This window comes from Taibaiella soli (assembly GCF_003236175.1).
Lineage (GTDB): Bacteria > Bacteroidota > Bacteroidia > Chitinophagales > Chitinophagaceae > QKTW01.
Genome location: NZ_QKTW01000013.1, coordinates 85,241 through 101,628, shown reverse-complemented (window position 1 = coordinate 101,628; position 16,388 = coordinate 85,241). Strand labels below are relative to the sequence as shown.

Here is a 16,388-nt window from a genome sequence, read left to right as displayed (position 1 = left end):
TTGTGTTGCTGCCTTTTTCTTTATCCGATGAAACGATCCCCACTCATATTCGCACTGTTGTTGTTCCCGCTTTGCGCTGTACTGGCGCAAAAGAAGAAGAAAAGTAAAGAGCCGGAGCTTCATATGATGACGCTCGATTCGCTAGGCAGCGAATACAAAGGACAGCCTTACCCCGACTTTAGTTTTACGACGCTCGACGGTAAAAGATATAATGCAGGAAATACCAGAGGTAAGGTGGTCTACCTGAATTTCTGGTTTGAAGCCTGTGTGCCTTGTCATATTGAGTTTGACGCACTCAATCACCTTTATGATAGTTTGAAAAATGATACCAGCGTGATATTTGCAGCGCTCACTTTTGAAACACAGGATCAGTTGCCTGCCATTGTTGCAAAAGAAAAGCTACGTTATCCGGTCGCTTCACTTTCAAAAGAAGAATGTTCCCGATTAATCTTTGATGTGGGCTATCCAACCAGTATTGTAATTGATAAAACGGGAAAGATCGCATTGTATGAAACCGGTGGTTTTTTGCAGAAAGAGAAAGCAGAAGATTTTGTTTTTAATAAGTTGTTGCCGACGATCAGACAAAACCCCTAGCCCCTGAAGGGGGATTCCAACGCGAAGGCCTCCTCTAGCTCCTCCAAAGGAGGAGAACTTTCGGCGCGAGGGGGGCGCGATTGCTTGTACCTCGCAAGCATAAGGAGCAAAGAAGCAAAGTTTTTCCGGCAACGCGCAGGATATTTCTCACGGCGGCACTACGGCACTATATTTTTGATCAGTTTCCGCGATTGCTGGTACCTCGCAAGCACAAGTAGTAAAGACGCACTCACCACTCACCACTCACCACTCACATCCTTCGACTCCGCTCAGGCATGACAATATATGTTGACGTTTGACCTTTCACGTTTCACGATCATTCACCCCTTAAAATCCCGGATTCGGAACATTATTTACGCCTTGTTGCGGTGCATAAGGATCTTCCAATTCAGGTAACTCAGAAAAATGTCTTTGTTCTATGGCGTCGATGGCAGCCTTGCGGTTGAGGTGCTGGCCAACGAGCGTTTTCATATGTTTTGCGGAAACCTGGATTACAGAATTTTTTAAGCGGATACGACGAACAGCACGTGCAAGGAAATAGAACAGTATGGACGCCAGTCCGATAAGTCCGATCACGACCCAGTAAAGCGCTTCCGTTTCGTAGCGGTCAAAATTTATTTTGTCGTAGCGAATACGTAGCTGACTGAGGAGATAAAAAGGGTAGAGCTTGTTGAAAAAAACAATAACCGCGATACCGCCGAGGGCAATCAGATAGTTGAGGATTTCTAAAAAGATGAGTGAGCCCTTGTGGACCAGCCTTTGCGCAGCGGGCTTGCGTAAAGAATCAGAAAGCGGATCAAATAGCTCCAGTTGGGTATAGATCAGATTTTTCTCTTCTTTAAATTCCTGTAACAGATCGTCTTGCAGACGCGAGAGTGCCATGAGGGGTGTGTGATTTAAGGCAAAAATAAGGTGTAAGATATACACATCAACCTTGTTTTAGACATTTTGTATCCACATTTTGCCAATATTTTTCCTTTAAATGCCTGAGTTTTCGCAATTTTGCGACTCAAACGCCAATGTGGTAATCCGATAAGGTGATGATGCGGAAATGTCTGGATTATTAAATTTTCCTCCATTATCGCATTTCCAGATTATCACATTGCCGAATTATTGAATTATGTACGAAAAAGAAATCGGAATACGCCGCACGTTTGCTATTATCTCGCACCCCGATGCCGGTAAGACTACACTGACAGAAAAACTGCTTCTGTTTGGGGGCGCCATTCAGGTAGCGGGTGCAGTGAAAAGCAATAAAATCAAGAAACATGCTACGTCAGACTTTATGGAGATTGAGCGTCAGCGTGGTATCTCGGTGGCAACGTCCGTAATGAGTTTTGAATATAAAAACACATTGATCAACTTGCTGGATACGCCGGGTCACAAGGACTTTGCGGAAGATACTTACCGTACGCTCACAGCAGTGGACAGTGTAATCCTGGTGATCGATAGTGTGAACGGGGTAGAAGAACAGACGCGCAAACTGATGGAAGTTTGCCGTATGCGCGATACTCCGGTGATTGTGTTTGTGAATAAACTCGATCGCGATGGTAAATATCCATTCGATCTGCTGGATGAAATTGAGAAAGAACTGAAGATTTCTCTGCACCCGCTCTCATGGCCCATCAACATGGGTAAAGAGTTTAAAGGGGTGTACAATCTGTACGATAAAAGTCTGAACATTTTTACTGCCAGCCAAAAAGCAACGGACGAAAATACTATTCCAATCCCGGATCTGAATAATGGTAAATTGGATGAAATCGTGGGTGATCGCGATGCCAATCAGCTGCGTGAAGACGTAGAATTGCTGGAAGGTGTGTACGGTGATCTGGATACAGAAGCTTATCTGGCTGGTCTGGTAGCTCCGGTTTTCTTCGGTTCTGCGGTAAATAATTTTGGGGTAAAAGAACTGCTCGATACATTCATTCAGGTAGCGCCAACGCCGCTGGGCCGCATGACCGACAAGCGTTATGTAACACCCGATGAGGCGAAATTCACTGGCTTTATCTTTAAGATTCACGCCAATCTTGATCCGCGCCACCGCGACCGTATTGCGTTCTTACGCGTATGTTCCGGCAAATTTGAAAGAAATACTTTTTATAAACACACTCGTCTTGAAAAAGACGTTCGCTTCAGCAATCCTTATTCCTTCCTGGCGCGTGAAAAAGATGTGATCGAGGAAGCGTATCCGGGTGATGTCGTTGGTCTGTTTGATACTGGTAACTTCAAGATCGGCGATACGCTCACACAAGGCGAGGTGATGCAGTTTACTGGCATTCCTACTTTTTCTCCGGAACTCTTTAAGGAATTGGTGAATAAAGATCCAATGAAAACGAAGCAATTGGAGAAAGGTATTCGTCAGCTGACGGATGAAGGGGTAGCGCAGTTGTTTACCCAGCACAATGGTAACCGCAAGGTGATTGGTTGTGTGGGCGAACTCCAGTTTGAAGTAATCCAATATCGTTTGTTGCAGGAATATGGTGCATCATGTGCGTTCGTTCCATTGAGTTTTTACAAGGCCTGCTGGATTACGGGTGACAAAAAGAAAATCGAAGATTTCGCGCGTTTCAAAACAGCGAATATCATGGAAGATAAAGACGGTAATCTGGTTTACCTGGCGCAAAGCGAATGGTTCCTCAATACGGAACGTCAGAATAATCCGGACATTGAATTCCACTTTACTAGTGAGTTTAAGACAGCGAAGGTTTAATTCAAAGTCAAAATTCAAAAAAATTCAGGAATACTGATAAAAAAAGCGAGCTAGATTTTCAGCTCGCTTTTCTTTTGTTTATGTTATGAAACATCTGATGTTTACTTCTTCGCGAAATCAGATGGCGACGTTCCTCGCCATGACCGTGTTTTTATATAACGTGATGGCTGCGCCGCTGTGTCGCCGCGAGAAAAATCAGACATCAGCGTTCGGCAAATCAGCGATTCTAGTTCTTCACTCCGTGATGAGTAATACTCCCGCAGGTCATGGCGATGACGAGGTACGAGGAAGTGGCCATCTGATTTCACGAAAGGATTTTCTCGCGGAGGGCACAACGGCACAAAGGTTTTTATTACTCGCGTCATCGCGAGGAACGAAGCGAGCTGCGCATGATAGGATTTCTCTCGCAACGAACACGATGTCACAACGGTTTTTATAGAAAGAAAAGCGAGCTGAATTCAGCTCGCTTTTCTTTTGTTTATGTTATGAAACATCTGATGTTTACTTCTTCGCGAAATCAGATGGCCACGTTTCCTCGCCATGACCGTGTTTTTATATAACGTGATGGCTGCGCCGCTGTGTCGCCGCGAGAAAAATCAGAAATCAGCGTTCGGCAAATCAGCGATCTAGTTCTTCGCTGCTGCTTCTGCCAATTCTTCTGCCAGATCTTTTTCTACACGCAGGTTGTCAATGATAAATGACTGACGTGCCGGCGTGTTTTTCCCCATATAGTATTCCAGCAGTTTCTGAATCTGCGCATCCTGACTCAGTAATACCGGATCTTTTCGCATATCGTCGCCGATAAACTGTGCAAATTCTTCCGGAGAAATTTCACCTAAACCTTTGAATCGTGTAATCTCAGGTTTGTTGCCGAGTTCTGCAATTGCACGCTGGCGTTCTTCGTCGGTATAACAATAAATAGTTTTCTGCTTGTTTCGTACCCGGAACAATGGTGTCTCGAGAATGTACACGTGACCATTTTTCACGAGATCGGGGAAGAATTGCAGGAAGAAAGTCATAATCAACAAACGGATGTGCATACCGTCCACATCGGCATCGGTGGCGATTACGATATTGTTGTAACGCAGACCCTCCAGACCTTCTTCTATATTCAGTGCGTGTTGCAGCAGGTTGAATTCTTCATTTTCGTATACCACTTTTTTCGTGAGTCCGTAACAGTTCAACGGTTTACCACGCAGGGAGAATACCGCCTGAGATTCTACGTTACGACTCTTAGTGATACTTCCGCTCGCAGAGTCACCCTCGGTAATGAAGATGGTAGATTCTAACTGGCGTTGTTGATAATCTTCTTTATTCTTTGCCGGCGGCTCGCTGTTCAGGTGAATGCGACAATCGCGTAGCTTTTTATTGTGCAGGTTTGCTTTTTTGGCACGTTCGTTGGCCAGTTTGCGGATACCCGACAGTTCTTTACGTTCGCGTTCACTCTGCTCGATACGCTTTTTCAGCGAGTCGGCAACAGCGGGATTTTTATGCAGGAAATTATCCAGCTCTTTGGCCATAAAGTCAAGCACAAAAGATTTCATGCTCGGACCATTTTCCCAAACTATCTGAGAACCAAGTTTAGTCTTGGTCTGGCTTTCGAAGACCGGCTCTTGTACGCGCACCGAAACAGCAGCACAAATGCTTTGACGTACGTCGGCAGCGTCATAGTCTTTTTTGAAGAAATCACGGATCACTTTTACATAAGCCTCGCGGAAAGCAGCCTGGTGTGTACCACCTTGCGTTGTATGCTGACCGTTGACGAAACTGTATAAATCTTCACCATAATCACTAGTGTGTGTGATCGCCAGTTCTATATCATTTCCTTTCAGGTGAATGATCGGGTAGCGCAGTTCTTCGGGATTGGTTTTGCGTTGCAGCAAATCCAGCAATCCATTTTTGGAAATGAAATTGCGTCCGTTGAAATTGATCTGCAGACCCGCATTCAGGAAGCAATAGTTCCAGATCTGGTTTTCTACATATTCATGAATAAAATGGTAGTGCTTGAATATGGTATCGTCCGGTGTGAACGTTACCAGTGTACCATTATTTTCGGTTGTATCTTTTTCCTTGTGATCGTTGGTCAATATACCGCGTTCAAATTCTGCGGCTTTACTGCGACCTTCGCGGAATGCTTCTACACGGAAGGTGCTACTCAGCGCATTCACCGCTTTTGTACCCACACCATTCAGACCCACCGATTTTTGGAATGCTTTGCTGTCGTATTTCGCGCCGGTATTGATCTTGCTTACTACATCTACCACTTTACCCAACGGAATACCGCGGCCAAAGTCACGGATCGTTACTTTGCCGTCTATGATTTTCAGTTCCACACGTTTACCGAAGCCCATGGTGTATTCATCGATACAGTTATCTATTACCTCTTTTAGCAAGATATAGATACCGTCGTCCATGCTGGAACCATCGCCCAGCTTACCGATATACATACCGGGGCGGAGACGGATGTGTTCCCGCCAGTCGAGCGACTTAATACTGTCTTCGTTATACTGATTTAATACTTCTGCCATATGTCCTTCTCTTTTCCGGATTGCAAATTAAGGGAACAATTCACAATTCTGAAAACGTTAATTGGTTAATTCAGTTAAAGGGTTAATTCAGTTAAGGGTTAAAAGATTAAGGTGTGAATTCAGTCATTTTCTCTGTTGACAGTTAACAGACTTATTTAACCATACCCGACTGTAGTTTAATGACTGTTTTAACTATTTAACCACTTGACCAGTTATCCTCGCGCTGACTTCTTTGTCATTAGTTTTCGAACAGTTGCGAAGTATTGACTGATTTAACCTTTTAATTTTTTAACGATTTAACCTGGCGCTGCCAATTTGGCAAAAAAATGACCTCTGGAACGTAAGTTGATCTGTATTCTTCAGACAAACCATTAAAACAATTATATTATATGCAAGAAAAAGGAACTATTTCGATACACACGGAAAACATTTTCCCTATCATTAAAAAATTTCTCTATTCTGATAACGAAATCTTTTTGCGGGAACTCGTTTCCAATGCGGTAGATGCTACGCAGAAAGTAAAACGTCTTTCGTCGCTTGGTCAGTTTAACGGAGAACTGGGTGATCTGAAAGTTTCTGTTTCCGTAGATGCCGAAGCGAAAACCATTACCATTTCTGACATGGGTATTGGTATGACGGCTGAAGAGATTAAAAAATACATCAACCAGATTGCATTTTCCGGAGCTACTGAGTTCATGGAAAAATTCAAAGAAGCAAAAGACGCAAACGAAATCATCGGACGTTTTGGTTTGGGGTTCTATTCGGCATTCATGGTTGCCGATAAAGTAGAAATTCAAACACTTTCTTACCAGGACGGCGCCGCGCCGGCTCGCTGGATTTGCGATGGCAGCACAGAATTTGAAATTACTGAAGGAAATCGCACTGAACGCGGTTCGGATATTATTCTTTATGTTAATGCTGAATCAGAAGAATTCCTCGCAGAAGATAAACTGCAGCAGATTCTGGATAAATATGCCAAATTTCTGCCGGTGCCGGTGAAATTCGGTATGCGTACAGAACATGTGGAAGATGGCGTAGACGAAGAGGGCAAAACAAATTATAAAGAAGTAGAAGTTGACAATATTATCAACAATACGACGCCAATCTGGACAAAAGCGCCGGGCGAACTAAACGATGAGGATTATCTGAATTTCTACAGAGAGCTTTATCCGTTCGCTGAAGATCCGCTGTTCTGGATTCATCTGAACGTTGACTATCCGTTTAATCTGACCGGAGTTCTTTATTTCCCTAAACTGAAAAACGATTTTGATTTTCAACGTAACAAAATCAAATTATTCTCTCGCCAGGTATTCATCACTGACGAAGTAAAAGATATCGTTCCGGAATTCTTGATGTTGCTGCACGGTGTGATCGATTCGCCGGATATCCCGCTGAACGTATCCCGTAGCTTCCTGCAAGCAGACGGCAATGTGAAAAAAATCAATAATTACATCACTCGTAAAGTAGCTGATAAACTTTCTGAGCTGTATAAAAATGACCGTAAATCATTTGAAGAAAAATGGAGTGATATCGGTGTGTTTGTGAAATATGGCATGATCTCTGAAGAAAAATTCTACGAGAAAGCTGTTGATTTTGTGTTGTTAGAAAACACGAAAAAGGAACTGTTTACACTCGAAGAATACAAACAGAAGACTGCAGGATTGCAAACCGATAAAAACGGTACGCAGATTTATTTGTACACCAATAATCCTGACAAACAAGACGCGTTCATTCAGTCTGCGAACAAAAAAGATTATGATGTGCTGGTGATGAATCATCCGCTGGATAATCACTTCATTAGTCATCTGGAACGCAAGCTGGACAAGATTTCATTGAAACGTGTAGATGCGGATATCATTGATCGTCTGATTGAAAAAGACGATGCTCCTGCAACTGTATTGACCGAAGATCAAGTGAAGACGGTGAAAGAAATTTTTGAAGGTGCGATCAGCAAGGCTAATATGGAAGTAACTATTGAAAGCCTGCATCCGGAAGAACTGCCAGTGGCGGTAACTATGGATGAATTTATGCGTCGCATGAAAGAAATGTCGCAAATGGGCGGCGGTGGCGGTATGAACTTCTACGGAGCCATACCAGAACGTTATAAAGTAGCAGTAAACGGTAATCACAAACTGATTTCCCGCATTCTGGAGTCATCTGATGTTTCCGTTCAGAAAGAATTGGCGCGTCAGGCATTTGATCTGGCATTATTGTCGCAAGGAATGTTGACTGGTGCGGATCTGACTGCGTTTGTGAACAGAAGCGTTTCACTGATTTAATTAATAATAGAAGGATAGGATTTAGGTTTTAGAAGAAGGATTGCAAAAAAGAGAAAAGCGTAGCGAGTAATCGTTGCGCTTTTTTGTTTAGCCTCTGGCTTGGAGAACTTCCAGTACGGTCCGAGACGTAGTTCTACTGTTTTGTTACGCTTTCGACAACGGGATCCCACTCGCGTCATTGCGAGGTACGAAGCAAACTGCGTATATTTTTGAGGCATTCGCGATTGTGACGTACTTCCCGGATAGTTAAATAATCAGGCATTTTAACTTACTACATATTATCGTGCAGCTTGCTTCGTACCTCGCAATGACGTGGGTATTAACCATTCACCAACTGTTTAGACTTCCTGTTCAAAATCACCAACAATGCCAGTGTCAGATAAAACATGGCGCCGATTTTGTGATTTTCCAACAATTCGGAGAAGAAGTTATTCATAAAGCAGGCTGCAAAAGACATGGCTAAAGCAATCGTAACGGCTTTGTAGAAAGGGTCTTTGAAGCGGTGATAGATTTTTTGCGCTTGCGCGAATATCAGTACCACAAGAATGGCGTATAGTATCATTGCCGGCCATCCCTGTTCTACGAGCATGTAAAGAAAATAGTTGTGCGTGGTAGAATGTTCCGGATTCTGACTGACGTATGTTTTGAACAGTGTGAGCGTATACGGTTTGTAATAATAATAGAATGCATGCGGACCATAACCGGTTACCGGTTCGTCACGGCTCATTCTTACAGCAGCAATCCAACGGTATAAGCGCTCCATAGAAGACATGTCCTGCCCACGGAAAGTAGCGATCAAGTGGTCTGCAAAATCAGTATGCATATAAGTGCGTTCATAGTTTGGTTTAAAATCAATGAACTTATTATAGCGCACCATGTAAACCATCAGCAATGCAATTAGTCCGTAGAATACAGGCATCACAAAATTGACGAGACGAAAACGGATTGCCCCTGCAATTATCAATGAAAATATAACGGCCAGCACTGCGGCACGTGCATAGGTAAGAAAGATGACAATCAGAAAAAACAGAATAGCCAGTATTAGTATTGTCCGCATCCATTTTGGTTTGCCCTTGAGGAACGGGTAGATTACCAGCAGAAATGGAAAGAACATAGAAACCACCGTCGAATAATCCACGTGATTATCATAAAATTCAGCAACAGCTTTATTGACTGTAGGGAAGGTGAAATGGTCTTGTGAATGTTTGATTGTTGCCCAGATCATGGTGAGCAGAAGTGGTATGGAAAAAAGCAAAAGCGCTTTTACATAGTCTTTCTTTTCTCTGAAAACCCAAAGTGGGAACACGAAGAAACATGCCAACATCCATGATTTTGCAATCAGGAATTTAACCGAAAGCAACAAAACCTTTGAATAGCATACGGCAACAATCAGCCAGAGGTACTGAAGGATAACCACCCAAACAAGCGGATCGGAAAACCACCACATTGGAATAACCGTTGGGCGGTACGAAACAAAAATTAAGAAAAGCAGGAAAAACACCCACATCATCGGTTCGTCGGGAATGGAAGTGGAAAGCGTGCCGTTCAATAATCCGATTTGCGATGACAGTGGAATGCAGGCCAGCATCAGCCAATAAGCCGTGCGCCAGTCGATACCCGCGAGCACAATGTAAAAAAGTGCCAGAGGTGCAAAAAGTAAGAGTGTAGTACCTGTAAAAATATAGGCAGCTATGCCGGCCAGAAAAAACAGCGAACTTACCGGTAACAACCATTTTTCATTAATGACAGCTTGCTTTTGCATCTACATTCTTTTTGACAGAATGTTCCGGTAAAAAGCGATTACCAGCGCATAAAGTATACTGAAAAACAATCCGCCTAGCGCGCAAACCACTATCGTGAGTTTGAGGCCTGGCCCCGTTGCTTTGATCGGCAAAGGGGTTATGCTTACGATTTTCGTGAGCGGCAGTTCATTCATTTTGGTGCCTGTTGTGTACTGATTGGCCAGCGTAATATTGTGCGCACGATCAGAAACCAGTTCATCTTTTACGGATTCTATATTCTGAATTTGCTCCACACCTCTTGCGAAACCGGGTTTGCCATTAGTTTTGAGCGAGCTGAGCATCAGATTATATCGTGACGGACTGAGGATATCATAGATGCCGTATTCATCGCGCAGCCGAGTCAGTGTATCTGTAAGAACATTGATGGTGCTATCTTGTTCATGAATTTTGCTTACGATGGAAGCATGCATATTTACACGCATTTCGTTGTAGAATCCACGAAGAGAGCTATCAAGCAGTCCAACGTAGCGCACCGCTATTTTGCGCGCCAGGGTATCATTCTTATCTGCGAAATTCAGAACCACATTTCTGTTTTCTGTCCGGTAAATGCGTAAGCGGTTGTTGAATGTTTTTTTAAGTACTACAGACGCATCTTTATCCAGGGTGTCAATTTTATACCGGGAAACAAGATTCATTTCTTTGATGATCTTGTTTTGTACGCTGTCAGATTGGGCCATTGTAATCAGGCGGTCAATATCTTCTTCATTTGCGAAGTAGTCGATAAATTTAGTCTCGTTGTTGTAGAGATTATTACGATCTGCATAGATTGGGTTTTTTAGCATGAAGGTTACTTCTGCTTCATATTTCTTCGGAGTTAGAAAATGTAGTATAACACCAATTATAATTGTGAGGATTGTAATATTTCTGATAAGGCGCTTACGCTCTCTTAATGTTTGGATCACTCCCGATAAATTGTTGGGTGGCAAAGTGGTCATCGGATTGTTTTAGGTAAATAACTTACTATTTTTCAATAACGGGAAAGTGCAAATAATATTTTTAGAATATATTTTTTGCTATGCCGCAAATGTAATTGTTATTCCGCGGTAAATTCAAAAAAAGAAAAATATATAGCGGGTTGTGTAAATAAAAAAAGTTCAAATCATTGATTTGAACTTTTTTGAGCGGAAGACGCGATTCGAACGCGCGACCCTCACCTTGGCAAGGTGATGCTCTACCAGCTGAGCTACTTCCGCTTGCGTCCCGTTTGGGATTGCAAAGATAATGCCGGTTTTGTGATTTGCAAATCCTTTTTAAAAAGAGTTTGAATATTTTTTAAGTAAATGTTTAAAAGCAAATCCCCGGCCAATTACGGACCGGGGACCAAGGTATATAACTGTTAGAGGTCTTAGCCTAGTTCATCAGGAAGCGGATCACGTTTTCACCTTCTTCTGTTTTTACACGCAACAGGTAAACACCTGAAGGATATTTTGCAGGAAGGTTGATTTGTTTGTTGATCGCGCCGTTATTTATTGAAGCGTTTTCACTGTAGATAATTTGACCTACCAGATTGCTGATTTGCAATGTGGCCGTTTTGCCCGCAAGTTCAGAAGCAATAATTGTAAAGTCTCCGCTGTTTGGATTTGGATACAGATTGAATACGCCATGAGTAGCATTTACCTGACTAACGCCAGTGCTTACATGAATGATGAGTTTGTTGCTGACTACAGAATCAGGACCACAAGGCGCATTAGAATGGATCACACAATAAACAGTGTCATTATCGATCAGCGTATTGGTTGTGAACGATGCAGCACTGTTACCTACATTAGTTCCATTTTTCTTCCACTGGTAAGTTGCGTTTGTGCCGGCATTACCGGTTGTTGCATTGAATGTTACACTTTGATTGGCGGAAATATTAGTACCAGGATTTGCGCTGATGCTGATAGTTGGATTAACAACCGCATTTACGGCAAGTGTAATGTTGGCGCTGGTGTCAGCCGGTTTGGTAGCACATGCAGCGTTTGTCGTTACAAAACAATTCACGATTTCGCCGTTTGTTGGCGTACTTTCTGTGTACACGCTGTTACTGCCAACGATCAGGTTATTTCTTCTCCAGGTATAAGTTGGAGCGGTGCCTATGCCTGTTGCTGCAGCTGTAAATATCACAGCGGTGCCTGAGCAGACTGTGTCGCCAGGTGTGCTGGAAATAGTGATCGCCGGGGTTACTGCCGGATTTACGTGAATTGTATCCGGTGCACTGTTGACACTTGTGCTTGTTACACAGGCTGCACTGCTTGTCAGCTGGCAAATGATCACATCGCCATCTGTAAGACCGTTATCTGTATAAGTAGGATTGTTGCCTACTACGTTGCCGCCTTTAGTCCAGGTGTATAATGGAGTGGTACCACCATTTGTAGATGCACCCGTGAATGTAACCGCAGTACCCGGACAAATAGCTCCCGCAGGATTAGCTGTAAGGGAAACAGTTGGCGTTACTGCAGGAAGCAGGTTTACAGAAATAGAGTTACTTGTTTTCTGCGGCGGATTCGGGCAAATCTGCGTCGTATTGATGGTACAAGTAATCACATCACTTGCTGTAAGATTGCTGATCGTGAGTGTGTCCTGGAAAATAGCGGTGTGCGTAGCGATTGTGGTAGTTCCTTTTTTCCAGGTATAAGTAGAGCCTGCAGCACCGGTACCTTGAGCTGTGAATAATACAGCACTGTTAGGACACGCGCTCACCGGGCTGGTGCCGTCGTTCGTTATACTTGGGTGATCTGACGTGAGTCCCATTGAGATCAACTGGGATTGCGTCATGGTAAAGTTTACCGCGCTGCTAGTAGCTGTTGTTGGGCTTACGCAAGTAGCGTTGCTTGTCATTGTGCAAGTAACAGCGTGTGCACCTGCTGTGAAATTGGAGTAAGAGAATGTAGGTACTGTTGTGGTACCATAAGTGACGAGACCTTCTTTCCAGACGTAGCTTGGCGAAGTTCCCTCGTTAGCCGGAGTGGCATTGAAAGTGATGGTTGCACCCGGGCAGTTTGTAGTAGTGGAATTAGGGCTGGCGATAGAAACTGCAGGTATTACGTTTGGTTTTACAAATACCATTTTTACCGGAGTGGAATCAATAGCCGTTCCGGATGCGCAGCTTACAATACATTTATAGTAAGTAGTAGCACTAAGCGTACCTGTATTGATATTCGTAGCATTGTTGCCTACATTGGTAAATCCTGATGTAGCATTTGTAGAAGATTTCCACTGATAATTCACACCAACGGCAGGGGCAGAATTGTTTAGCGTCAAGGTGGTGTTAGTGCCAGCACAGATCGTGTCATTTGCTGCGCTCAGCGTACCTGGTGTAATGCTGCTACATTGTGGGCCGGCAGCGGTAACGGTACCAGTTACCATAAGATCGTCACCGGCTGTGTTGGCATTGCCAAACCAGAATGCGTAACCAACGGCGATAATATTGGTTTGACCGCTTTTGTACGGAACGATACGGAACGTAACAGAGTCGGTAACATTCTGCAGATTTGCGAAGCTGCTCAACGAATGCTGGTAGCTATAATTAGCGGCGCCGCTTCCGATAGTACTCAGTACTACGTTTTCAATAGACTGGAAAGCGCCGTTGCCTACCGCATACTGCACCAGCATATTCATGTTGGTAGTTGGGTTAAAAGTCTCAATGTGGTAGCCCAATTGTAAATTAGACAACGACATTGAGTTTCCGGTGCCAGGCTTTACAGTAAAAAGAAAGTAGTAGCCGCCATTGATAGCCGTAGTGGAGTCGGCTGAGTTGGTAGGGTTGCCTCCGAAAGCATCGGTAGAGTAACTAAAAGCACTGCCACCCACACTATTGGTAAATGATTTAAAAACCGTGTAGTTGCCATGATGCAGGTTGGTGTTCGTAACGCCACCAGCAGTAGTTGTAGCTGGCATGCCGGCTGCGCCGTATCCGTTTCCGGAACTTGTGACACCGGCAAAGTCCCATCCTGCAATGGTTGCCTGCGCCTGAGAGGTAGAAGAGCAGAGGAGGCCTGCGAATAGGGAGAGCAGACTAAAGAGCTTTGTAATTTTCATTGGTTGTTGTTTAGATTTCCTAATGGTTTTGGATATAGAGAAAAAGCAAAATTATTTTTGATGTATTACTGGTATTTTTCGTTTAGGTTACCAAATGAATAAGTCAATGTTAATTGTCGCCATCGGAAAGAGACGACGAGTATCTGTAAACATCTGATGTTTATCTGATTGGCTGGAAGCGGATAGTGTTTGCTCCGTCTGTTGTTGATAATTGGAGTAAATACGTACCATTAGTGAGGTTTTCAGGGAGTGAAATTGTTTCTTTTATCGTATTGTTTATCGGTTGCAATTTCTGTCTGTAAATCATCTGACCAATTGTATTCATGATTTCAATTTGCGCATCTTTTCCCTGAATAGTTCCTTCAAGTGTGAAATTTCCTGTGTTGGGATTTGGATAAATCGTCACATTGTTTGCTTCTTTTCCGTTGAGTAAAATGCCCGTGGTAGAAAATACAACCGGTATTGTAATCCATGGGGATTGATTACTGCTGTTGCACACCGTTCTGATGTGAAAATACCAGGTACCGCTTTTGTTGTTTTCTCTATGAAAAGTGTCGACGGTTGTGATACCCGAGGCGTTGATGATTGTACTTTGCTGATCAAAGATGTATTCGTAGCCAGTGGCGCCGTTTACAGGATTCCACACAAATTCGGTGCCATTTGCAGAAAGATTCCACATGGTCAGTCCGGCTGGTGGTAGACAATTATTAATGGTAACGAGCAGTGGATTACTCCATACAGAATCGGGAACCGAACAAACTGTAGCGCTATGCAGCATGCAGCTGATGACATCGCCATCACTCAGTTGATTTGTTGTGTATGTATTTGTTGTAGGAGCACCTGGAATATTGGTTCCGTTTTTCTTCCATTCATAAGTGGCACCGGTACCAGCATTAGTTGCCGTTGCTGTAAATGTTACTGTTTGTCCCGGATTTATATTCGTTCCTGGTGCAGCCGAAATATTGATCGTTGGCGTTACAACAGGATTTACCGTGAGTGTAAACACCGGCGTAGAATCTGCAACGGTGCCGCTCACGCAAGTTTCTATGCATTTATAATAAGTAGTTGCGGTAATCACGCCAGTGTTCAATGTCGGAGTGTTTGTTCCTGCATTGATCCATGTTGTTCCATTGGTAGAGGATTTCCATTGATAGTTCACACCATTGATCGGTGCATTACCATTTAGCGATAGAACAGCATTGCCATTACCACAGATCTGATTGCCGATATTGCTACTGATGGTTCCCGGTGCGATAGGGCTACAACCTATGCCCACTGTGCCTTTGAAAAACATGTCGCAACCGGCATTAAAAGATGCGTTGGTATTACTATTGTAAATCGCCCATACTCCAGCGCCCGCACTCGGTGCAGTAACAGGAAGAATTGTTGTGGCGGTTCCAGAATAAACAGGTACCAGCCGGAAGTAAATAGTATGCGTGTAAGCTACATTTTGCAGCGCAGCAATATTGCCGAGATTCAGGCTGAAATTTACCAGATTGCCAATCACGCCTGTATTTGGTGTCAATACATTGGTGTAGATATTGGTGAAGTTCAAACTGTCGATGCCGTACTGAAGTGTGAGTTGTCTTGGACCATAGTTCGCGGCAGAGTAGAAGTAGATTGTAAATGAATCAAGCGATAACGTGTGGCCCGTATCAGCTTTCAGCGTGAAGTAAGCGAACGCATTATTGCCGATGACATTGGCCAGCGTATTCGGGATAGGATCCGTAGCAGTGCCACAAAAACCAAATCCACCCCAGCCGGCAAATAAGTTACCTGTGGCGCTGCCCACATTTGCGGTTCGCATTAATCCTCCGGCTACAACATTTGTTGCGCTTGCAGTTGCAGCAAAATTCTGCGGTCCCAGATTATTGAGTTGTGTTGCATTAATACTCGACACATCCCATCCTGCAATCAATACATTTTGTGCGTTTGCTTTGTTGTCGTTGAGCAATAGCAAGACAAAAAACAATTGTAAAAAAGAACTTACTATATTTTTCATAAGGCGCATTTCGGTTTTTCAGATAAAGGTTTTTTAGGGTGTTAGTGCTTGTATAATCCAATACAGTAGCGGATTGTACAAGTCGTTTTGACCTTGAAAATCAAATCTGGATGCAAAAGTAGAGGGGATGTATTACGAAAAATTTAAGGCAATATTAAGTTTTGCCCGGATCGATATATTCTTGTAAAACTTAATAATTGGTTGATTATTTCGTTACGGCCGATTAATGTCTTCTTAACACCGACGTGGTAGGTTTGCAAAGTCTTATCACCAACAATATTCCTATCAGAAAACGCCCAGGTCACCAACTCAGAGTCGGCACTTTGAAGCCTGTTCTTATGAAAACAAGAACGTACCACATGCAGGTTGGAAACCTATCGCTGAAAACTGAAAGAAACATTCTTGTCTGGTAAGGCACCACTGCAATCTATCTTTTTACAAAGACTACAATCC

At 43.4% G+C, this 16,388-nt stretch carries 9 protein-coding genes and 1 tRNA gene; 3 read left to right on the top strand and 7 right to left on the bottom strand.

Features of this window, described 5'->3' with window-relative positions; all coding sequences use genetic code 11:
* Positions 1-27: 27 nt before the first annotated feature.
* Positions 28-594: a TlpA family protein disulfide reductase gene (locus tag DN068_RS08465; RefSeq protein ID WP_110998477.1), complete on the top strand. Its 567-nt coding sequence runs from the start codon at positions 28-30 to the stop codon at positions 592-594.
* A gap of 327 nt (positions 595-921) precedes the next feature.
* Here the strand turns inward: DN068_RS08465 and DN068_RS08460 are convergent, their stop codons facing one another.
* The gene (locus tag DN068_RS08460) at positions 922-1,476 is read right to left on the bottom strand and encodes a hypothetical protein (RefSeq protein WP_110998476.1); all 555 of its coding nucleotides are present in this window, start codon (positions 1,474-1,476) and stop codon (positions 922-924) included.
* A 238-nt stretch (positions 1,477-1,714) separates the two neighbouring features.
* Here DN068_RS08460 and DN068_RS08455 point away from each other — a divergent pair, with 238 nt between their 5' ends.
* On the top strand, positions 1,715-3,304 hold the full coding sequence (locus tag DN068_RS08455) for a peptide chain release factor 3 (RefSeq protein WP_207798878.1): 1,590 nt from the start codon (positions 1,715-1,717) through the stop codon (positions 3,302-3,304).
* Positions 3,305-3,930: 626 nt separating this feature from the next.
* Here DN068_RS08455 and DN068_RS08445 read toward each other — a convergent pair.
* Positions 3,931-5,832 (bottom strand): DNA topoisomerase IV subunit B, encoded by a 1,902-nt coding sequence (locus DN068_RS08445; protein ID WP_110998473.1) that lies wholly within the window; start codon positions 5,830-5,832, stop codon positions 3,931-3,933.
* Positions 5,833-6,221: 389 nt separating this feature from the next.
* Here DN068_RS08445 and htpG point away from each other — a divergent pair, with 389 nt between their 5' ends.
* Positions 6,222-8,111, top strand: coding sequence for a molecular chaperone HtpG (gene htpG, locus DN068_RS08440; RefSeq protein WP_110998472.1), 1,890 nt, complete (start codon positions 6,222-6,224; stop codon positions 8,109-8,111).
* A gap of 319 nt (positions 8,112-8,430) precedes the next feature.
* On the opposite strand, the gene DN068_RS08430 is transcribed toward htpG, so the two are convergent.
* The 5 genes from DN068_RS08430 to DN068_RS08410 all read right to left on the bottom strand — a co-directional run bounded on the left by DN068_RS08430 (position 8,431) and on the right by DN068_RS08410 (position 15,935).
* Complete coding sequence (locus tag DN068_RS08430; RefSeq protein ID WP_110998470.1) at positions 8,431-9,873, bottom strand: O-antigen ligase family protein; 1,443 nt, start codon at positions 9,871-9,873, stop codon at positions 8,431-8,433.
* Positions 9,874-10,815, bottom strand: a complete 942-nt coding sequence (locus DN068_RS08425; protein WP_165836325.1) for a Wzz/FepE/Etk N-terminal domain-containing protein — start codon at positions 10,813-10,815, stop codon at positions 9,874-9,876.
* 218 nt (positions 10,816-11,033) lie between these two features.
* Positions 11,034-11,106 (bottom strand) — tRNA-Gly (locus tag DN068_RS08420).
* Between the two features lie 157 nt (positions 11,107-11,263).
* Positions 11,264-13,933 (bottom strand): T9SS type A sorting domain-containing protein, encoded by a 2,670-nt coding sequence (locus DN068_RS08415; protein ID WP_110998468.1) that lies wholly within the window; start codon positions 13,931-13,933, stop codon positions 11,264-11,266.
* A gap of 160 nt (positions 13,934-14,093) precedes the next feature.
* Entirely contained in the window at positions 14,094-15,935 is a 1,842-nt protein-coding gene (locus DN068_RS08410) for a T9SS type A sorting domain-containing protein (RefSeq protein ID WP_165836324.1), read from the bottom strand.
* Positions 15,936-16,388 lie beyond the last annotated feature (453 nt).